Below are 18,231 nucleotides of genomic sequence, written 5' to 3' on the forward strand. Positions count from 1 at the left end.
GAGGCATATGCCACATGAGCATATCGGCATTGATAAAGCTAAAATTTTAATTGAAGCTTTGCCGTATATCCAACGTTTTGCAGGTAAAACGTTGGTTGTTAAATATGGTGGCAATGCAATGACAGATCCTGAGTTGGAAAGCTCATTTGCTCGTGACATCGTGTTATTAAAAACAGTCGGACTTAATCCAATTGTTGTACATGGAGGTGGTCCACAAGTTGACTCTTTGCTTAAACGTCTTGGGCAAGAATCTGATCGTATTGATGGTATGCGTGTAACTGACCAAGCAACGATGGAAGTTGTTGAAATGGTTTTAGGCGGTAGTGTAAACAAATCAATCGTGAATTTGATCAATCAACATGGCGGACGTGCAATTGGTTTAACTGGTAAAGATGGTAATTTACTTCGTGCGCGTAAACTGCTCATGGAAAAACAAGAAGCTGATGGTTCGGTTTCACAAATTGATTTAGGTATGGTGGGTGAAGTCACTGGCGTTAAAACAGACGTTCTAGAGATGTTTACACAAGGTGATTTTATTCCTGTGATTGCACCATTAGGTGTCGATGAAGAAGGTAATACTTATAACATTAATGCCGATTTGGTTGCTGGTAAGGTCGCTGAAGCTTTGGGTGCGGAGAAGCTAATTTTATTAACAAACATCACTGGTGTTTTAGACGAAAATAAAAACTTATTGACAGGTTTGACCACTCAAGAAGTTGATCGTCTGATTGAAACAGGTGTGATCTATGGCGGTATGATTCCAAAAGTAGGTTGTGCACTAGATGCAGTAAAAGGTGGTGTGGTTAGTGCGCATATTGTTGATGGTCGTGTACCGCATGCAACTTTGTTAGAAATTTTTACTGATCATGGTGTAGGTACCTTAATTACCAATCGTGCGAAGCATTAAGTTTTAAATCTTTCTTATCCTTCCTTTTATTCGTATAGAAGGGAGGATTTTATTTATAGTTCTTCAATTCAAATTTTGTACTGCGTCTCAAAGACTCTTTTAAAAAGGTCAGCATAAATGACCGTCATCATCTCTTCATTTTTCATTCACTAAAATGTCATTAATAGGATTTAAGGTGATTCTAGTCATAAGGAGCTTTCATTATGCTAGAAAAATTAAATCATTATCGTCAAAATTTGACCTTACCTTTACGTCAAAAAACAGCTCAAAATCAGTATCGCTTTGAATGGGTTGACACTTTAAAAGAATTACAAGATGTACAACGTTTCAGAGCAAAACAATTTTCACATCAATTTGGCTTAACTTTTGAAGATGATCTTGATCAAGATCTTTATGATTTTGGTTGTGAACATGCGGTATTGAGAGATAAATGGTCGGGTGAAATTGTTGCCTATACACGACTTAAATTATTTCAAGGATATGAGATTGGACAGAGTTATAGTGCTCAAGAGTTCGAGATCGTTCCCCATTTATCACACTTACCGAGTATTGTTGAAATCGGACGTACTTGCGTGCATCCACAATTTCGCTCTGGTAAAGCTTTGTCGATGCTTTGGCTAAACATGGCACCAAAAATTCTTTGGTCGATGCGTGCAAAATATTTGATGGGTTGCGTAAGTATTCATCTCGAAGATAACTTAGCCCGTTCTTATTACACGCACCGTCAGATTCAACAGCTTGCGGATCATCAAACTATCGACATTCGCTCAAAGCGAGCGTTTGAACCTGAGCGTCCTGATTATAGTTTTCCGCAAGATGAACGCATGCCGAAATTATTTCAGACTTATCTAGGGATGCAATCAAAGTTGTCAAAAGAAGCATTTTTTGATGAGGAATTTAAGTGCTTAGATTACTTTGTTTTTCTTGAAGTAAATAAGATCGCAACCTCATTTGTCATGAATAAAATGGTTCAGCGCTAACTAGATTTAGCATTCATCTTCGAATAGTGAGCACATATTGAGATTTACAATACATCTGTACCTCATGCACAATAGGAATAGATGTTAAATAGTTCAAAGATATGTGCCAGCTATTAGGAATGAATTGCGCTACACCCACTGATATCACTTTCTCTTTTCGTGGTTTTTCCCAACGAGCAGGTGTGACATCAGACCATTGTGATGGTTTTGGTATTGCTTTTTTTGAAGATAAAGCTTGTCGTTTATTCGTCGATAATCAGTCGGCAGTTGAGTCACCTATCGCAGATCTTGTTCGTAATTATCCAATCAAATCTCGAAATGTGATTGCGCACATTCGCAAAGCCACCCAAGGTAAAATTACGTTAGAGAACTCTCATCCTTTTTTAAGAGAGCTGTGGGGCAGACATTGGATTTTTGCCCACAATGGTGATTTGCATGATTTTTCCCCTAGATTAAGTGGACGCTTTGAACCTGTTGGAAATACGGATAGTGAAAGAGCTTTTTGTTATTTGCTCGATCAAATGGTAGAGACATTTGGATATATTGAACCTTCACTTGATGATTTGTTTGCATTATTAGAACGCTTATCTCCTCAGATCGCTGAACACGGTACATTTAACTTTTGTTTGTCTAATGGACAGGCATTATATACTTATGCCACGACAAAGTTACATTGGTTAGTTCGAGAATATCCTTTCCAACATGCTCATCTGATTGATTTGGATGTAGAAGTTGATTTTAGTCAAGTCACTACACCAGAAGATCGTGTTGCGGTAATTACTACTGAACCATTAACACATAATGAAACATGGACGGCGTATCAAGCAGGTGAAATGGTTTTATTTAAAGAAGGTAAGCCAATTAAACATGCTTTGACTCGCGTAGATCGTCTAATCCGTGAAGCGAATGATCCGAGCTTAAAAAGAATTACTAAGGCAGATCAATATTAGAGTAATATGCTGATAATAAATAGTTATATTTAATTTATTTATATAATATTTAAGGCTTTTAAAGTCGATAATTTTAATCAGGTTTTTAGCTAATTTATATACTTTGGTTAAAAAATACTTGAGTGTTTTAATGGGTGGAAATATTAAATTAAATGTAAAACAATGAGTTAAATTATTTATTTGAAAAAAATAAAAATCTGACAAAAATGCTGTGTTTTTATTTATTTTTTTTACCGATATTATGTCCTTATTCAATAAATATGCTTGAGTTTGGGGTTCGATATGGGTTTGAAATGGTCTGTCGAATATAATACAGGAATAGATGTTATTGATGATCAGCATCGCCGTATTCTAGATTATATTAATGAAATAGCTGATTTAAAACACTCTCATGATCGAGTGAAAATGAAAGAAGTTTTGGATAATATTATTGACTATACGCAATCTCATTTTACTTTTGAAGAAAGTTTACAAGAAGAAGCAAACTACAAATATCGTGTTCCACATAAACGAGTTCATGATTTATTTATCAAAAAAATAGAAACTTATCGTGAACGTTTTGAATTAGGGCATGAAATTGATAAAGAATTACATGAGGCTTTGTCAAAATGGTTAATTAATCATATTCGTCATGATGATGCGGATTATGTGGGTGCTGTCAAAGAAAATATGATGGGAATTATTAAGGAAAATGAAAAGAAAAAGGGAAAAAACTGGTTTTCTAGATTTTTCTCATAATAATAAAAAACGACTCTCTAGATGATAAAAACAATAAGGCAAATATGAGTGAAAATAGAGAGTCTTATAAAAACAATAACAACTCGTGCGCGGCAAATCATCTGAGATGGTGATTTGCCTTTTTATTTCGACATCTTTTGTTTTGATTTTCAGACAGGAGAAAGGCAAAATAGATTGAATATTTCATTGCAAACTCCATAAAACGCAATGAGTTCAAAGATTTTTCAAGGAATGCATTATGCAGGACACAACTCTGTCACGCTGGTTTGCACCAGTGATGGCGTTTTGCTTATCTTTTGTCATGATCACAACACTAGCACCAACTCTAGGTATTCAAATTGAGCGCCAATTTGATTTTTGGTTGCTTTGGTTGGGAACAATGATTTTATTGGCACTACCGATTGGTTATCTTGAAATTGCTTTAGCAAAACGTTCTAAAGTTACCGCTTTGCAGGCTTTATCAAATCTAACACGTGAGGCTGATGCATCTCCAAAATGGCGTGTAGTTGGTTGGTTGGCTGTAGTATTAGTGCCATTTTTTGCTGGTAGTATTTTATTTTCAGCATCTGATATTTTAGTCCAAAAACAATTTGGCGTATCTAATCAGATCATTTTCGCTGTGCTTGCCGTGATTGCACTCGGGTTATCTTTTATTCCACGTCAGTTTCTAATTGCTTTAACGACTTTGGGTGTAATTGGATCTCTAGTGTTAGCAAATTTATTTGGCACTCAATTACAAGCGTGGCATTGGACTGGTATTGAATTTAAAGAGTGGGGCAATGCAACTGTTCTTGCGCTTGTGGCGAATGGATTAGGATTAGGATTGTATTGGCAAAACAGCCTTGCAACAGTTCGTCAACAAGAAGCCGCAACTTCAGTTGTATTACCGATCTGGTTAGCTCAATTACTTGCAGTTGTAGCGTTTGGATTCTTCTCTCTTCAAGTTGAGATCCCTGCTTTTGCATGGTTATTTGCTGCATTGGTATCTGCTGCTTTATTAATGCAACTTGCAAAAGAACAACTGGCTCAACGTCAACTAGCTCCAGCAATTCAATGGGTGATCATCGTTGCTGCAATTGCAGTTTGGGCTGCACCTCAGCTAAGTTCGATTTTCAATCTTCTATTGATTGTTTGGGGATTAATTGTTTGTTTGGTTTATGCAATTTTTGCTGGTTGGATTATGAAAATCAGCCATTTGCGTAAATCTATGGGTTTCAGTAATGAGCTATTCTATAACTTATGGCGTATCGCTGTTCGTTTAGTTCTACCACTGTCGATTGTAATTGCTATTGTTGCTGTAATTGGACAATGGATCTAATGAAATCTAATGCATGTGTATGGGTCGCTTATGCGACACCTGAGCAACAATTTCATATAGAAGTTGATTTCCTAGAAGGAATGACGGCTGAACAAGCGATTATTGCTAGCGGATTAGCCGAGCAGGTGACTTTACCTGAGAAACTTCATTTGGGCGTGTTTGGTATCAAAATACAGCCAGACACTCAGCTTCAGATCGGAGATCGGGTTGAAATCTATCGTTCTTTAACAATTAATCCTAAAGACATCCGTCGCAAACGTGCTGCAAAGAATCCAGTTGGGCGTTTTGCGAAAGGTAATCGATTTAGACCATCAAGTTCATAAATAAAACCCCTCAAGGATCAATCCATGAGGGGTTTATTTTTATAACCTAAAGCCGTTATAGTGGCGGCGCTGTTAAGATCGCTTCTTTAGATGCTGGTAAACCAGGTTGTGACTCTGGAATTGTATCTAAACCTTCAATGCGTTCAACATTACCATTTGCATCAAAGTAAATTTTTAAATGTTGTCCATGTGCTGCAGGTATTTTTGCCTTTTTGGCATATGTACCAGGGATATAGTTGTAAATATAGTCCCAACGTAATGGATTCAGTGGATCAGTAACCGTTGGACTACCCAACAAGAAGCGAACTTGCTGAAAGCTCATGCCTACTTGTACTTGAGATGCTTGTGCTTTGGTTAACGGTGTTCCTTGTGGAATATCAACTTTATAAACACCAAAGACTGAACAACCGCTAAGTACTGAAGTGACGAATAACGCCAGCATGATTTTTTGCATTTTGCTACACTATCCTGATAAATGATGATGCATTTGATTCAAGGATAGATCATACTGCATCTAAACTCTATTGCCTATTCCAACTTAAGATTTGTTGAGAGACCTTTTTTCATGCCTATTTCCAACCAAGACTTACGCAAAGCTGGACTTAAAGTTACCCTTCCTCGTATTAAGATTTTGGAATTATTAGAAAATTCGAAACAACATCATTTAAGTGCAGAAGATATTTATAAAACTTTGCTTGAGCAAGGTGAAGATGTTGGTTTAGCGACAGTTTACCGTGTATTAACACAATTTGAAGCTGCAGGAATTATCCAACGTCATCATTTTGAAAATAATCATTCAGTTTTTGAAATCATGCAAGAAGATCATCATGATCACTTAGTATGTTTAAACTGTAACAAAGTTATTGAATTTACTAATGATGTTATTGAAAAAGAACAACATTCTGTAGCTGATCAGCATGGTTTTACTTTGACAGGACACTCATTAAATTTATATGGGTACTGTAGTAATCAAGAATGCAAAGATGCTTATCGTAAGAAATAAGTGTTATTTCAGTAAAGATAGAAATTTTCACTGAAATAAAACAAATAAAAAAGGAAGGTTACAAAAACCTTCCTTTTTTTAATGATTTAAGAGAGCTTATTGACCATCAAATGTAATGTTGCGACTTGCACTTAACAATTGATCTGCACCTTCTTCAGAAAGTTTAATGGTGAGACGTAAATCGTTTGGTGAGTCTGCATGTTTAAGCGCATCTTTATACGTGATTTCACCAGCTTTATATAAATCATAAAGCGCTTGGTCGAATGTTTGCATGCCTAATTCGCGCGAGCGTTTCATGAGGTCTTTAATCTCATGAATTTCACCTTTACGGATATAATCTGATAGTAACGGTGTATTAATTAGAATTTCGATAGCTGCTCGGCGTGAATTTCCATCAGGCGTTGGAATTAACTGTTGAGCGACCATTGCTCTTAGATTGAGCGATAAATCCATATGCAGCTGAGCATGACGGTCAGCTTCAAAGAAGTGAATAATACGGTCTAATGCTTGGTTAGCGTTATTCGCGTGAAGTGTGGCAAGTACTAAGTGACCTGTTTCTGCGAAAGCAATCGCATAGTCCATTGTTTCACGAGAACGAATCTCACCAATCAAAATCACATCGGGTGCTTGACGAAGTGTATTTTTCAAAGCTACTTCAAAAGAGTCTGTATCAATACCGACTTCGCGTTGAGTCACAATACATCCCGCATGTTGATGTACAAACTCGATCGGGTCTTCAATGGTGATGATATGACCTTTAGAGTTTTGATTACGATATCCGATCATTGATGCGAGCGAGGTTGATTTACCTGTACCTGTTGCACCAACAAAGATAATGATGCCACGTTTGGTCATCGCTAAATCTTTGAGGATTGCAGGTAGTTTTAATTCATCCATCGTTGGAATAACCGTTTCGATACGACGTAATACCATGCCTGGCATATCACGTTGTTGGAACGCGCTCACACGAAAACGCGCTGTTTTCTCACGGTTCATAATTGCGAAGTTACACTCGCGAGTATCTTCGAATTCTTTACGTTGTTTATCACTCATGATTGAGTGTAATAACTGACCTACAATCTCGCCTGAAAGTTTTGCTTTAGCCACAGGAACAATCTGACCGTTGATTTTCATTGAAGGTTCAACATCAGCGGTAACAAATAAATCCGAAGCACTTTGTTCAATCATTAGATTGAGTAAATCATTAAAATCCATATACTTTCCCCATTAATTTTAGTTTTTATAGGAATGATTCAGGTTGTTTAGCAACAGTACGAGCTGTTTGAGGGCTAATGATGCCTCTCGAAACTAAGTTTTTAAGACTTTGATCGAGTGTGGTCATGCCGTAGTTAGCTCCTGTCTGAATCGCAGAGTACATCTGTGCAACTTTGTTTTCACGAACAAGGTTACGAATCGCAGGAATACCGATCATGATCTCATGCGCTGCAACACGACCACCGCCATTCTTTTTCAACAATGTTTGTGAAATTACTGCTTGTAATGATTCGGATAACATCGCACGAACCATATCTTTTTCTTCGGCAGGGAATACGTCGATCACACGGTCAATGGTTTTTGCTGCTGAGGTGGTATGCAGAGTACCAAATACTAAGTGACCTGTTTCTGCTGCGGTTAGAGCAAGACGAATTGTCTCTAAGTCACGCATCTCACCGACTAGGATAATATCAGGGTCTTCACGAAGGGCTGAACGAAGTGCTTCGTTAAAGCCATGTGTATCACGATGCACTTCACGCTGGTTAATCAAACATTTCTTTGATTGATGTACAAATTCGATTGGGTCTTCAACCGTTAAAATATGGTCATAACGATGCTCATTAATATAATCAATCATTGCAGCCAATGTCGTTGATTTACCTGAACCCGTTGGACCAGTGACCAGAACAATACCACGCGGGTAGTCACAAATATCTTTGAAAATTGTTCCTAAACCCAAGTCTTCCATGGTTAAGACTTTAGATGGAATGGTACGGAATACAGCACCCGCACCACGGTTTTGGTTAAATGCGTTTACACGGAAACGGGCAATGTTTGGTACTTCAAATGAAAAGTCCGTTTCTAGATCTTCTTCGTAATCACGACGTTGTTTGTCATTCATAATGTCGTACACTAAACGGTGTACATCTTTATGTTCTAATGCTGGTAAATTGATACGGCGAACTTCACCATCCACGCGAATCATTGGTGGCATACCCGCTGAAAGGTGTAAGTCCGAAGCACCGTTTTTTACTGAAAACGCGAGTAATTCTGTAATATCCATAATTTCCCCGAAACAATCAAAAAATGTCTCATTATTTTGTAGAATAATATACGGCTTTCACTCTGTGTTACCAACACATTATAGAATGTGAAAGCAAAAAAACATTTCGTAAATGAGAACTGTGTCAATGAATCAATCAGAACAATCACGCATGCAAGTATTAAGTCAAATTGAGCAGGCGTGTCTGCGTGTACAACGCGATCCTAATACTGTGCAATTGTTGGCTGTATCGAAGACACATCCTAGTTTAAGCTTGCGCGAAATGTATGCGGTTGGTCAACGGAGTTTTGGTGAAAACTATTTACAAGAAGCGTTGGCAAAAATTGAAGAGTTACAAGATTTAGATATTGAATGGCATTTTATTGGTCATGTACAACGTAATAAAACCAAACATTTAGCTGAAAAGTTTGATTGGGTACATGGTGTTGATCGCTTAATTATCGCAGAGCGCCTATCTAGCCAACGTTTAGAAACTCAAAAGCTATTAAATATATGTTTACAAGTCAATATTGACGGACAAGACTCTAAAGATGGTTGTGAACCCAATGAGGTCGCAGAATTAGTAGAGCAAATCAGCCGACTACCAAATTTGCGTTTACGTGGTTTGATGGTGATTCCAGCTCCTGATAACGTTGCTGCATTTGCTGATGCTAAAAATTTATTTGATCAAGTGAAATCATTACATGCACAGCCTCAAGATTGGGATACTTTGAGTATGGGTATGTCTGCTGATTTGGATGCAGCAATTGCTGCGGGTTCAACCATGGTTAGAGTTGGGACTGCATTGTTTGGGGCAAGGGATTATTCACTTTAACCCACCACTTCAATCCGACTTGAACCTGAACCAATTGGCTGTACCTGAATTTGCACAGGAATACGTTCATGCATTTCCTGAATGTGCGAGATTAAAATGACTTTACGTCCTTGGCTTTGTAGTTGATCTAGTGCATTCATTACCATATGCAGAGAAGATGCATCCAAGGTGCCAAAGCCCTCATCAATAAACAGCGATTCGATTTTCATTGAACCTGATGCCATATTGGCAATCGCCAAGGAAATTGCGAGGGCAGTGAGGAATGATTCCCCACCAGACAGTGAAGCAACCGAACGGGTTTCGCCATCCATATCATGATCAATAATCGCAAGACTGAGTGAATTATCCAAACGTTTTAAGGTATAGCGCTGTGACAGCATCGCCAGTTGTTGATTGGCATATTCAAGTAAAATATCGAGATTGTACTGTTGGGCTAAATCACGGAATTCTTTACCTTTAGAGTCGCCAATTAGACTAGAAATCTTATTCCAGCGGTGCTCTTGTTGCTGGATCTGTTGAATCTGATCAGCAAATTGCTTTTGTTTGGCTAAATTTTGCTGATGAACTTCCAATTGCAGTTTAAGTTGATCTCGTTGATCTGTTGTCTGTTGTAAAATGTCTTGATTGGCATTTATCAATTCAGTGAGTTGTTCAACTTGAATATTGGGTTCTGATAGAAGATGTACATTCAACTGTTCTTGCATAGTTTTGAGTGCAGAATTCGCTTCACTCAAAGCACGGTCCGCTTGTTGTATTGCATTTCGAATCTGCTGTTCCTGAGTTGATGAAAACGCAAGTAATTCACTGAGTTGATCTTCTGCAAAATTTTGATGCTGGGCTAACCAATTAGTGATTTCAGTTTTACATCGTTCAAGAGAATCATGATTTTGTTGCTGCTGTGCTTTGAGTTGTTCGAGCACATTTTTCTGCTGCTCAAAATGTTGACGAGCTTGTTCAAAACTTTGCTTCACTTGCTGATATTTACTCTGCAATTGCTGACGTTGTTGATCATGCTGTTGTAACCATTCATTGGCTTTGATTTCAGCTGAACCTGTCATGGTGATAATCAGTTGATTAGCAGCATCCGTATTCTGTTTACCTTTAATCTCGATGTCTTTTAATTGTTGCGCACATTCTGCTTGTTGCATAGTGAGTCCCCTCAAATTGGTCTTTAAAACATTCAACTGCTGATCAATTTGTTCTTTCTGTTTGATGAGAGATTCCGCATGCTCTAGTTGTTGGCTACGTTGCTGCAATGCTTGCAATATGTGTTGTGAGATTGACATGTCATGTTTAGACCAAGCAATTTTAGCGTCTGCATTAAGACAATCCACGATATGTTGAATCTGTTGATGTAAATTCTCTACGGTCTGAAGTTGATAAAGTGTATTTTGAATGTTTTGATGAAGCACATGCTGATCTTTATTGGCTTGATTAAGTTGTAATAATTCCTTTTCAAGCTGCTGTTGAGTTTGTGACGCTTCTAAAATGAATGTTTGCATCTTAGTTGTGATGTCATACTCAGTGAGACTGAAATCGAGCTGGATATTCGTCTGTGATACATGCTGCTGTAACACCTGATCATGTGCTTTTACTTTTTCATTCAATTGCTGCAACTGCTGTTGCAATTGATTTTGTTCAGTATCGCTTTGAGTGAATTGTTGTTGAGCTTTTTGCCAAAGTTGGAAAAGTTGTTGTTCCTGTTGAATCGCTTGCTGTTCTTGTTGTTGTTGCAAGGCATATAGAGCTTTAGAGATTTGGTTCTCGTCATCACGATAAGGATGTTCGGTACTACCACAGACAAGGCAAGCTTCGCCGTGTTTGAGTTCAGCACGTAGATGTTCAATATTTTCAGCATGCAACAGCCTTTGTTGTTGCAAAACCTGTTGAAGTTTTTCACGTTCAGTTTTAGCAGCCTGATAATCTTGCTCAGCTTTTTTGCTGTGTTGTTCTAGCTGTTGAGCTTGCTTTTGTACAGCTTCTAATTTGTTTTGCTGCGTAAGGACCTCATTTTTTAATTCAAAATAATGCTGAAGTTTTTGTTGAATTACATCCAATTGATTGAGGTGAATTTGTTGGGTTTCTTTTAGTTTCGATTGTTGCTCAATACGCTGTTCAATTTGTTGGGTCGTGCCAAATTGCGTGATTAAACTATTGAATGTGTTTTGATCTTGCTTAAGTTGGGTCTGTGCTTGTTGAATAGAACCTAACGTGTTTTCTACTTTTTGATATTGCTGAATAAATTGCTTGAGTTGTTGAATATGGGCATGTAAGCCGTTATCTAAAGAAGCATATTGAGCACTATGTTTTAACTGTTCTAAGCAAGCTGTATGTTGCGCACTCAAGTTTTGGATGCTTTGTTCAAGCTGTTGTTGTTGCTCGATGAGTGGTTGCTGTTGACTTTCCAATTGAGTCAGTCGAATCTTTGTTTTCTTATATTCTTCAGCAATATAGTCACGTTCTTGCACAAACTTGCGTACTTGTGCCAGTTCAGTTTGATGCTTTTGCTCGAAATCTTGAAATTGATTGAGTGTTGTTTCTGCTTGAGAATAAAGTGTTTTTTGTTGCTCAAATTGAGTGGTTAAGGCACTAAATTCATTGTGCTTTTGTTGAATTTGTGGCGCGAGTTGTCGCAATGTTTTTTGCAACTGTTGTTGTTGAAAAACAACAGGACGTATCTCGGAAAATGTTTCTAATTGACTCAGTAAGTGCCGATCTTTGGCGATTTTTTCTTGGGTTTTAAGTTGCAGATCATAGTCTTGTTTTTTTAACGCTATGTCTTTATTGATTTTATCGCGTTGTTCAAACCACTGTTGTTGTTGTCTGAATTGATTTTTTTCATTTTCAAGTTGTTGCACGTGTTGCTGTAGCTGTTTGAATCGCTGTTGTAACTCAGCGATTTCTTCATCAGAACGAATTTCAATGTGTCCTAAAACACTTTCTAATTTTTCTCGTTGTAAGCGAACTTCTTTGGTTTTTTCAAAAGCCAACTGTCCAATCTTGGCAAAAATACTGGAGTTGGTCAGATATTCCAATAATTCACCACGTTCATTATCCCGTGCTTTTAAAAAGGTGGTGACTTCGGATTGTGCCAGTAACACGGCACGCGTGAATTGTTCAAAACTGAGCTGCGTAATTTGTTGAATATGAGTTTCGACGGCTTTGGTTTTATCTGCGACAACCACGCCATCGGTGAGGCATTTCAATGAGCGTTGTACACTTTGCAGTTTGCCACTGGCATTTTCACGTGCACGTTTAATTTCCCAACGCGCTAAATAATGTTTTTGATCCTGTGCGACAAAACACAGCTCGGCAAAACCGTGTCCAGTACCACGACGTAATACAGTGAGAGGAGAGTTTGTCAGCAATTCTGATCCATCTACATCGATTAGTTTGCCATCACTGCCTTTTAGTCGTGGGATTTGATTAAATAGGGCAAGGCACATCGCATCTAAAATCGTGGATTTACCTGCACCTGTTTTTCCTATAATCGCAATCAATCCAGCATGTGCTAAAGGTTCACTTTCAAAATCAATAAAATGCTCACCTGCAAGAGATGCCAGATTTTTTAGTCGAATGGATAAAATTTTCATGGCAAATCCTTAAACTGTTTGATCATCTTCAAGTTTTTTCTGTGCTTCAGCAACTAAGCTTAAAAAGTCTTTGGTGACTTCATCATCAGCGCTATAGCCTTTTTTCTCCCAAATTTGTTGAAACAGTTTTTCGGGTGTTGGTGGCTCTAAATTAATTTTTGATTCAATTTCTGCATTGGTTTGATTGGATAAATATTGTCGTGAAATCCGCACTAAACGGTAACGATCTTTAGGCAGGGCATCTTCAAATTGTTGTCTGAGATTCGGTTGAGGAGGCGTGGCTGTGTGATATTCAATATCAACATATTCACGATGATCTATACATTCAATGAGGCCCTGTGGCAGATTTTTGAGTCGCTGCATGACGTCATTGAGTTCACCTTTAATTTTGTGTAATTGAATCGCTCGTGGAATGGCAATTGCTTCAAACTCAACTTGATTTCCAGTTTCAATAGGATCTATCGTGACTTCAAGCACTTGGTGTTTATAGTTAATTTCACTAAATGACAAAGGAATTGGAGAGCCACTATAACGGATGTGATCTTGCCCAACTTTCTGTGGCTTATGCAGATGACCTAAAGCCACATAGTCAATCTCATCGTCAAACAGCGTGGTTGAAAGTGCTTCTTCATTACCAATAATAATTGGTCGTTCAGAATCTGAAGTTTCACCACCTTGCATATGTGCATGTGACATCAGAATTAAAGCTTGATCATCGGTTTTACGGCGTTTTGCTTCTGCGATTAAATGTTGATGTAAATAAGCAATCGCATTTTGACTGTTTGTGGTGTTTTCATTGAAACCTGTGATTTCGGCTGAACGTAAGAAAGGCAGGGCAATGCACCATGCGACAATCTGTTTTTGTTCATCATAAATCGGCAAAATTAAACGATCTAAATCTAAGCTTTTATCTTCATTCCAGCGAATTACTCCGACTGTTTTGGCATTGTACTTTTCAAGTAAGGGTTCAACTTGTTCAATCCGATAGCCTGAATCATGATTTCCCGCAATCATCAATGTTTGCATCTGTGGTGCAAGATCATGCGCATCGGCAAGGAATTGATAAAGCTGTTTTTGTGCTTGTGAGCTCGGATTGATTACATCAAAAATATCGCCTGCAATGAGTAAGGCATGCGGTTGTTTAATTTTGATTTGCTCAAGTAACCATGCAAGAAATTGTTCATGTTCGTAGTGGCGGGAATGGTTGTAAAAAAACTGTCCCAGATGCCAGTCAGAAGTATGAAAAAAACGCACGGTCATAAGTGAATCTAATAATGAAATGAATGCGAATAAGGTAGCACGTATTCTAGAAAAAAGTAGAGCTTAGCCAAGCAGAAAGTAGCTACAAGATATCGCTTGATCATTTTAAAACGATCAACTAGTTTGGTACCGAAAAACTAAATAATAGGAAATAGAAAATGAGCTTAGGAAAAGTAAGCCGTGAAATGATTGATCATATTATGTTGATCGGTTTAGATCGTGTGGCAAAACGCAATGCCTTTGATAGCCATATGATTGAGGATTTATCTTTAGCATTAACAGAATATGAAAATAATCCTGAATTACGTTGTGCTGTCATTTTTGCGCATGGAGATCATTTTACCGCTGGTCTAGACCTAGTGGAATTACAACCGAAAATTCCGCATGGGATTTTTAATTTTGCCGATGCTCAAATTAATCCTTGGGGCGTTGGAGGAAGACATAGAACTAAACCTGTTGTGGTTGCAGTGCAGGGTATTTGTTATACTGCTGGAGTGGAACTCATGCTCAATGCAGATGTGGTAATAGCCAGTGAAGATACTGTGTTTGGGCAACTCGAAGTACTACGGGGGATTATGCCTTTTGGCGGTGCAACGGTTCGTTTTGTACAGGCAGCAGGTTGGCAAAAAGCGATGCCTTATTTGCTTACAGGTAAAACCTTTGATACTCAAAAAGCCAATGAGTTGAATCTTGTTTCTGAGGTTGTAGAAAAAGGTAAGCAACTTGAGCGTGCGATCGAAGTTGCTAAAGAGATTTGTATTGCTGCGCCACTTGCTGTGCAGGCTCTATTAGCTTCTGCAACCGATGGAGTGACTTTAGGGCATACAGTTGCGTTTGATAAAATGGATAACTACCTTAAACCACTATTTGAATCTGAGGATGCTCAAGAGGGTGTTCGAGCCATGCTTGAAAGACGTTTGCCACAGTTTCAGGGTAAATAATTCCAAATTTTTATTTTAATCATCAAATACTGATGCGATAAGTTGATTTAGCATTTTAAGATAGGCTCTATACCAACGTTTTAAAATCTAAATCAACGGGTTGAATTTCATTGGTGCCATGAAACCAAATATGGACTAGATCTGAAAGCGTATGTGGGGCGTGTTTCTGCGGAAGAAAAATTAAATAATCTCCGCATCCATTACGGGCGATCGCAATGGCATGTAATGGAAAGCCAGTCCATTGTTTCGCAATTTTTGTTTCATGCAAGATATGGTTGCATGTACGTATTTTTCTTTTTTGATTGGATCGATCGAAAAATGGGAAAATTTGCCAATTATCATTTTCAACAAAAACATCGCCACCATTTTCAATCATCATTTTATTTTTAAAAGATGATGGAAATACAAGGTTGAGTTCTTTCTCAGCGTCTAAAATATATTGTTCCTCAATTGGAAAAGCCATGAATCATCTTCTTTCAGGTTTATACTGCATTTGTATTCGTTTTAATGTATGAAATATATAATGTTGACGTTCTGGAGACAAGCCCAAACCAAAGCGAATGGGTTGCGCGGCATCTATAAAGATTTGTCCTTGTTGTTTGTTGGAAGCATTTTGAATTTGATTTTCTCTGATTCGACTCACTTCATTCCACATAAAAGATTTGGATTTACCTAATTTCCCAATGCCTGTAAAAACCTTTCCACCTTGACGATCTATGGTGAGTTCAACTTTTCCAAACAGGACGAGTAAAGTAAAAAAGCCAAAGATTAATGTACCGATGATAAATGGGATACCAAATAAACTTTGTAAAAGACTAAATTCTTGGTTTGCTATTTGGGTACCATAAATCCCACCCAATGAACCACCTGACCATATCAGCATAAATGGAACCAAGAAAAAGGCGATTGGACTTCTTAAGGTTGCACCAAGTTTAATTTCTTGCATGTCATTTTTATACCAAGCACCTTTGGGTGGTTGATTAATATCAAAAGCGAATTGGGGTGATGAATCAAAATTTTCAGATACTCTGAATAGATGATTGCAGTTTTGACATTTCCCCATATCCGTTTGGATATTGATATTCTCATTCACAACTTCGTTTTGACAGTTTGGACATTTCATTTTTATTTGAATTAACTATCTTAATTTTAAGAAAATTTAGTATAACACTGTCATTTTGCATTCTCATCTATTTCGCATATACCAAAGACATTATTGTCTAGGTCGAGAAAATAGCCTTGCCAACAACGATGAGGAATCGCAAATTTATCCATCGCTATAAGACCGCCCAAGCTTAAAATTTTGGCTGCGATTTCATCAAAATTATCTACTTCAATCGTGCAGGTAAAGGCATTGGTACCGCATTCAGTTGAAGGGATTGCGACTGGACGTTGCAGTAATCCACCATGAATTCCTTCCGTTTCGATACGATAATATTCTATGGGTAAGCCATCAACATGCTCGAAATGCCAACCAAAGACATTTTGATAAAATTGAGTATCGCGTTTGGGATTCGAGGATTGAATTTCAAAATAGATAATCGAGTTCATGGCTAATCCTATATTTTTATTTTTGTATCATTAGAAAAATAAAAACCGACGATTCGAGTGATGATAAATCGTCGGTCAAAATCTTTATCAAAAGTTTTGGCTGCTAACAAAACAAATGCTAAAGATGGAGAGTCATAATGAAAGGTCACCGAAAATCGTTGCGGATGCCGTGCAATTTAAATTCGGTTGCTGCGACCTTGTACCCTATATAACGCTAAAGAATGTTGATCGGTTGACATAAAAATGAAAAAAAAGTGAAAAAAATTTATAATTAATTAATGAAACCACTCAAATTGGGTTTAACTACATGATTTCACTTCGTTTATATTATTTATGGTTTTTTATTATTTGTTTGGTTTCAACTTTGGTAGCAGGCGTGCTGGCTGCTATTTTACCAAATAATATTGCAGGTGTACTCACAGCAATTCCGTATTTGATTGCTATTATTTTTGTTTTATTCAAATTTTTAAAACAGCAACGCCGTGCCCCAACTGCAACTGAAAAAAATAAACTCACTTTCATGTTTAGTTTAATTTTTTGGGGGTACAACTTATTTGGATTATTACTCGGTTTATTCATTTTTAGTCGCAATGATCCTGAAGTTTGGCAGAACTTTATTGCGTATTTACAGCAGCCAAATTTTCTCATGATCGTTGTAGTAATGTGGTTGATGCTTGCAATACCTCTATATTTGATCACATTGTGGTTCTATGGCGCACAAGCACAACGAATGGCGAACAAGATGTTTAACTAGGTTAATAAAGTTCACTTGTAATTCACCCTTGTTCTGTTAAGACTATCTATACAAATGATTTTTGATAGGTAGTGCGATGCAAAAATTGACTGTATTGGTAACAGGGGCGAGTGGATTTATTGGTTCTCATCTTTTACCTTTTTTGTTGAAAAAACAGTACAAGGTCATTGCGCTAACACGACAAACAAATAAATCTTCACAACATCCTGATCTGCAATGGGTGACTTCATTTGAGCAGATTCAAACCCAACAAATTGATTATGTCATCAATCTTGCGGGCGAAAATATTGGTCAAAAACGCTGGAGTAGTGAGCGTAAACAGCAATTAATTAATAGTCGTGTCAATACCACCCAACGACTTTATGAGTGGTTGCAACAGCAACAGATTTTTCCTAAATGCATTATTTCTGGCTCAGCGATTGGCTACTATGGTATTGATCCACAAGAGCAATGGAATACCAGTTGTGATGAAAACACCCCAGCGCAGGCGATTTTTATGTCTGAGCTTTGCCAAGCTTGGGAGCAAACAGCTTTAAAGTTTTCCCAACAGAATACGAAGATTATTCGTTTGGGGATTGTATTTGGTCAAGGTGGTGGAATTTTGCCGCAAATGTTGTTGCCGATTCGATTAAATGCCGCGGGTAAGATTGGTTCAGGGCAACAACCAGTAGTGTGGATTCATATCCAAGATGTGTTAAGTGCAATAGAGTTTTTATTTGACTCCAATAGTGCGCAGAAGGTTTACAATCTCGTTGCACCTGAGCAAACAAATCAACAGCAATTCGTTAAGATTGCTAGCAAAATCTTAAAGCGAAAACCCT

The 18,231-nt window shown here is 37.7% G+C and carries 19 protein-coding genes; 11 read left to right on the plus strand and 8 right to left on the minus strand.

Features of this window, described 5'->3' with window-relative positions; all coding sequences use genetic code 11:
- Nucleotides 1-7: 7 nt before the first annotated feature.
- From argB to A2003_RS10290, 6 genes are all read left to right on the plus strand, one after another.
- Entirely contained in the window at nt 8-907 is a 900-nt protein-coding gene (gene argB, locus A2003_RS10265; protein WP_004913920.1) for an acetylglutamate kinase, read from the plus strand.
- 203 nt (nt 908-1,110) lie between these two features.
- Complete coding sequence (locus A2003_RS10270) at nt 1,111-1,887, plus strand: GNAT family N-acetyltransferase (RefSeq protein WP_286687297.1); 777 nt, start codon at nt 1,111-1,113, stop codon at nt 1,885-1,887.
- Between the two features lie 101 nt (nt 1,888-1,988).
- Entirely contained in the window at nt 1,989-2,837 is an 849-nt protein-coding gene (locus A2003_RS10275; protein WP_286687298.1) for a class II glutamine amidotransferase, read from the plus strand.
- Between the two features lie 282 nt (nt 2,838-3,119).
- Nucleotides 3,120-3,575, plus strand: coding sequence for a bacteriohemerythrin (locus tag A2003_RS10280; RefSeq protein WP_004913914.1), 456 nt, complete (start codon nt 3,120-3,122; stop codon nt 3,573-3,575).
- Between the two features lie 238 nt (nt 3,576-3,813).
- On the plus strand, nt 3,814-4,893 hold the full coding sequence (locus tag A2003_RS10285) for a hypothetical protein (RefSeq protein WP_286687299.1): 1,080 nt from the start codon (nt 3,814-3,816) through the stop codon (nt 4,891-4,893).
- The gene (locus tag A2003_RS10290) at nt 4,893-5,216 is read left to right on the plus strand and encodes an RnfH family protein (RefSeq protein WP_286687300.1); all 324 of its coding nucleotides are present in this window, start codon (nt 4,893-4,895) and stop codon (nt 5,214-5,216) included. Before A2003_RS10285 ends, A2003_RS10290 begins: the two co-directional genes overlap by 1 nt.
- Before the next feature lie 55 nt (nt 5,217-5,271).
- On the opposite strand, the gene A2003_RS10295 is transcribed toward A2003_RS10290, so the two are convergent.
- Nucleotides 5,272-5,670, minus strand: coding sequence for an outer membrane protein assembly factor BamE (locus tag A2003_RS10295; protein ID WP_004913908.1), 399 nt, complete (start codon nt 5,668-5,670; stop codon nt 5,272-5,274).
- Between the two features lie 111 nt (nt 5,671-5,781).
- On the opposite strand from A2003_RS10295, the gene fur reads away from it, so the two are divergent.
- Nucleotides 5,782-6,219 carry a ferric iron uptake transcriptional regulator gene (gene fur / locus A2003_RS10300; protein WP_004952725.1) on the plus strand — a complete coding sequence of 146 codons (438 nt, stop codon included), beginning with the start codon at nt 5,782-5,784 and terminating at the stop codon, nt 6,217-6,219.
- A gap of 96 nt (nt 6,220-6,315) precedes the next feature.
- Here the strand turns inward: fur and A2003_RS10305 are convergent, their stop codons facing one another.
- Entirely contained in the window at nt 6,316-7,434 is a 1,119-nt protein-coding gene (locus A2003_RS10305) for a PilT/PilU family type 4a pilus ATPase (protein ID WP_004913902.1), read from the minus strand.
- A gap of 25 nt (nt 7,435-7,459) precedes the next feature.
- Nucleotides 7,460-8,497, minus strand: coding sequence for a type IV pilus twitching motility protein PilT (locus tag A2003_RS10310; protein ID WP_004960020.1), 1,038 nt, complete (start codon nt 8,495-8,497; stop codon nt 7,460-7,462).
- A 127-nt stretch (nt 8,498-8,624) separates the two neighbouring features.
- Between A2003_RS10310 and A2003_RS10315 the strand changes: the two genes are divergently transcribed.
- Entirely contained in the window at nt 8,625-9,311 is a 687-nt protein-coding gene (locus A2003_RS10315) for a YggS family pyridoxal phosphate-dependent enzyme (RefSeq protein ID WP_286687301.1), read from the plus strand.
- Here the strand turns inward: A2003_RS10315 and A2003_RS10320 are convergent.
- Together A2003_RS10320 and A2003_RS10325 are read right to left on the minus strand one after the other, a co-directional pair.
- Nucleotides 9,308-12,904, minus strand: a complete 3,597-nt coding sequence (locus tag A2003_RS10320; RefSeq protein ID WP_286687302.1) for an AAA family ATPase — start codon at nt 12,902-12,904, stop codon at nt 9,308-9,310. The genes A2003_RS10315 and A2003_RS10320 overlap by 4 nt on opposite strands.
- A gap of 9 nt (nt 12,905-12,913) precedes the next feature.
- Nucleotides 12,914-14,164, minus strand: a complete 1,251-nt coding sequence (locus A2003_RS10325; protein WP_286687303.1) for an exonuclease SbcCD subunit D — start codon at nt 14,162-14,164, stop codon at nt 12,914-12,916.
- A 158-nt stretch (nt 14,165-14,322) separates the two neighbouring features.
- On the opposite strand from A2003_RS10325, the gene A2003_RS10330 reads away from it, so the two are divergent.
- Nucleotides 14,323-15,105, plus strand: coding sequence for a crotonase/enoyl-CoA hydratase family protein (locus A2003_RS10330; RefSeq protein WP_151707906.1), 783 nt, complete (start codon nt 14,323-14,325; stop codon nt 15,103-15,105).
- A gap of 67 nt (nt 15,106-15,172) precedes the next feature.
- Here the strand turns inward: A2003_RS10330 and A2003_RS10335 are convergent, their stop codons facing one another.
- From A2003_RS10335 to A2003_RS10345, 3 genes are read right to left on the minus strand one after another with little or no spacing between them, the layout of a single operon-like run.
- Nucleotides 15,173-15,568: an SMI1/KNR4 family protein gene (locus A2003_RS10335; protein WP_286687304.1), complete on the minus strand. Its 396-nt coding sequence runs from the start codon at nt 15,566-15,568 to the stop codon at nt 15,173-15,175.
- A gap of 3 nt (nt 15,569-15,571) precedes the next feature.
- Nucleotides 15,572-16,228: a hypothetical protein gene (locus tag A2003_RS10340; protein WP_243484278.1), complete on the minus strand. Its 657-nt coding sequence runs from the start codon at nt 16,226-16,228 to the stop codon at nt 15,572-15,574.
- A gap of 50 nt (nt 16,229-16,278) precedes the next feature.
- Nucleotides 16,279-16,656 (minus strand): VOC family protein, encoded by a 378-nt coding sequence (locus A2003_RS10345; protein ID WP_125297732.1) that lies wholly within the window; start codon nt 16,654-16,656, stop codon nt 16,279-16,281.
- Between the two features lie 307 nt (nt 16,657-16,963).
- On the opposite strand from A2003_RS10345, the gene A2003_RS10350 reads away from it, so the two are divergent.
- Together A2003_RS10350 and A2003_RS10355 are read left to right on the plus strand one after the other, a co-directional pair.
- Nucleotides 16,964-17,410, plus strand: coding sequence for an ABZJ_00895 family protein (locus A2003_RS10350; protein WP_004952749.1), 447 nt, complete (start codon nt 16,964-16,966; stop codon nt 17,408-17,410).
- Nucleotides 17,411-17,486: 76 nt separating this feature from the next.
- A partial coding sequence (locus A2003_RS10355; protein WP_286687305.1) for a TIGR01777 family oxidoreductase occupies nt 17,487-18,231 on the plus strand: 745 nt, incomplete at its 3' end.

It is taken from the genome of Acinetobacter sp. GWC1_38_13 (assembly GCF_001767535.1).
GTDB lineage: Bacteria > Pseudomonadota > Gammaproteobacteria > Pseudomonadales > Moraxellaceae > Acinetobacter > Acinetobacter junii.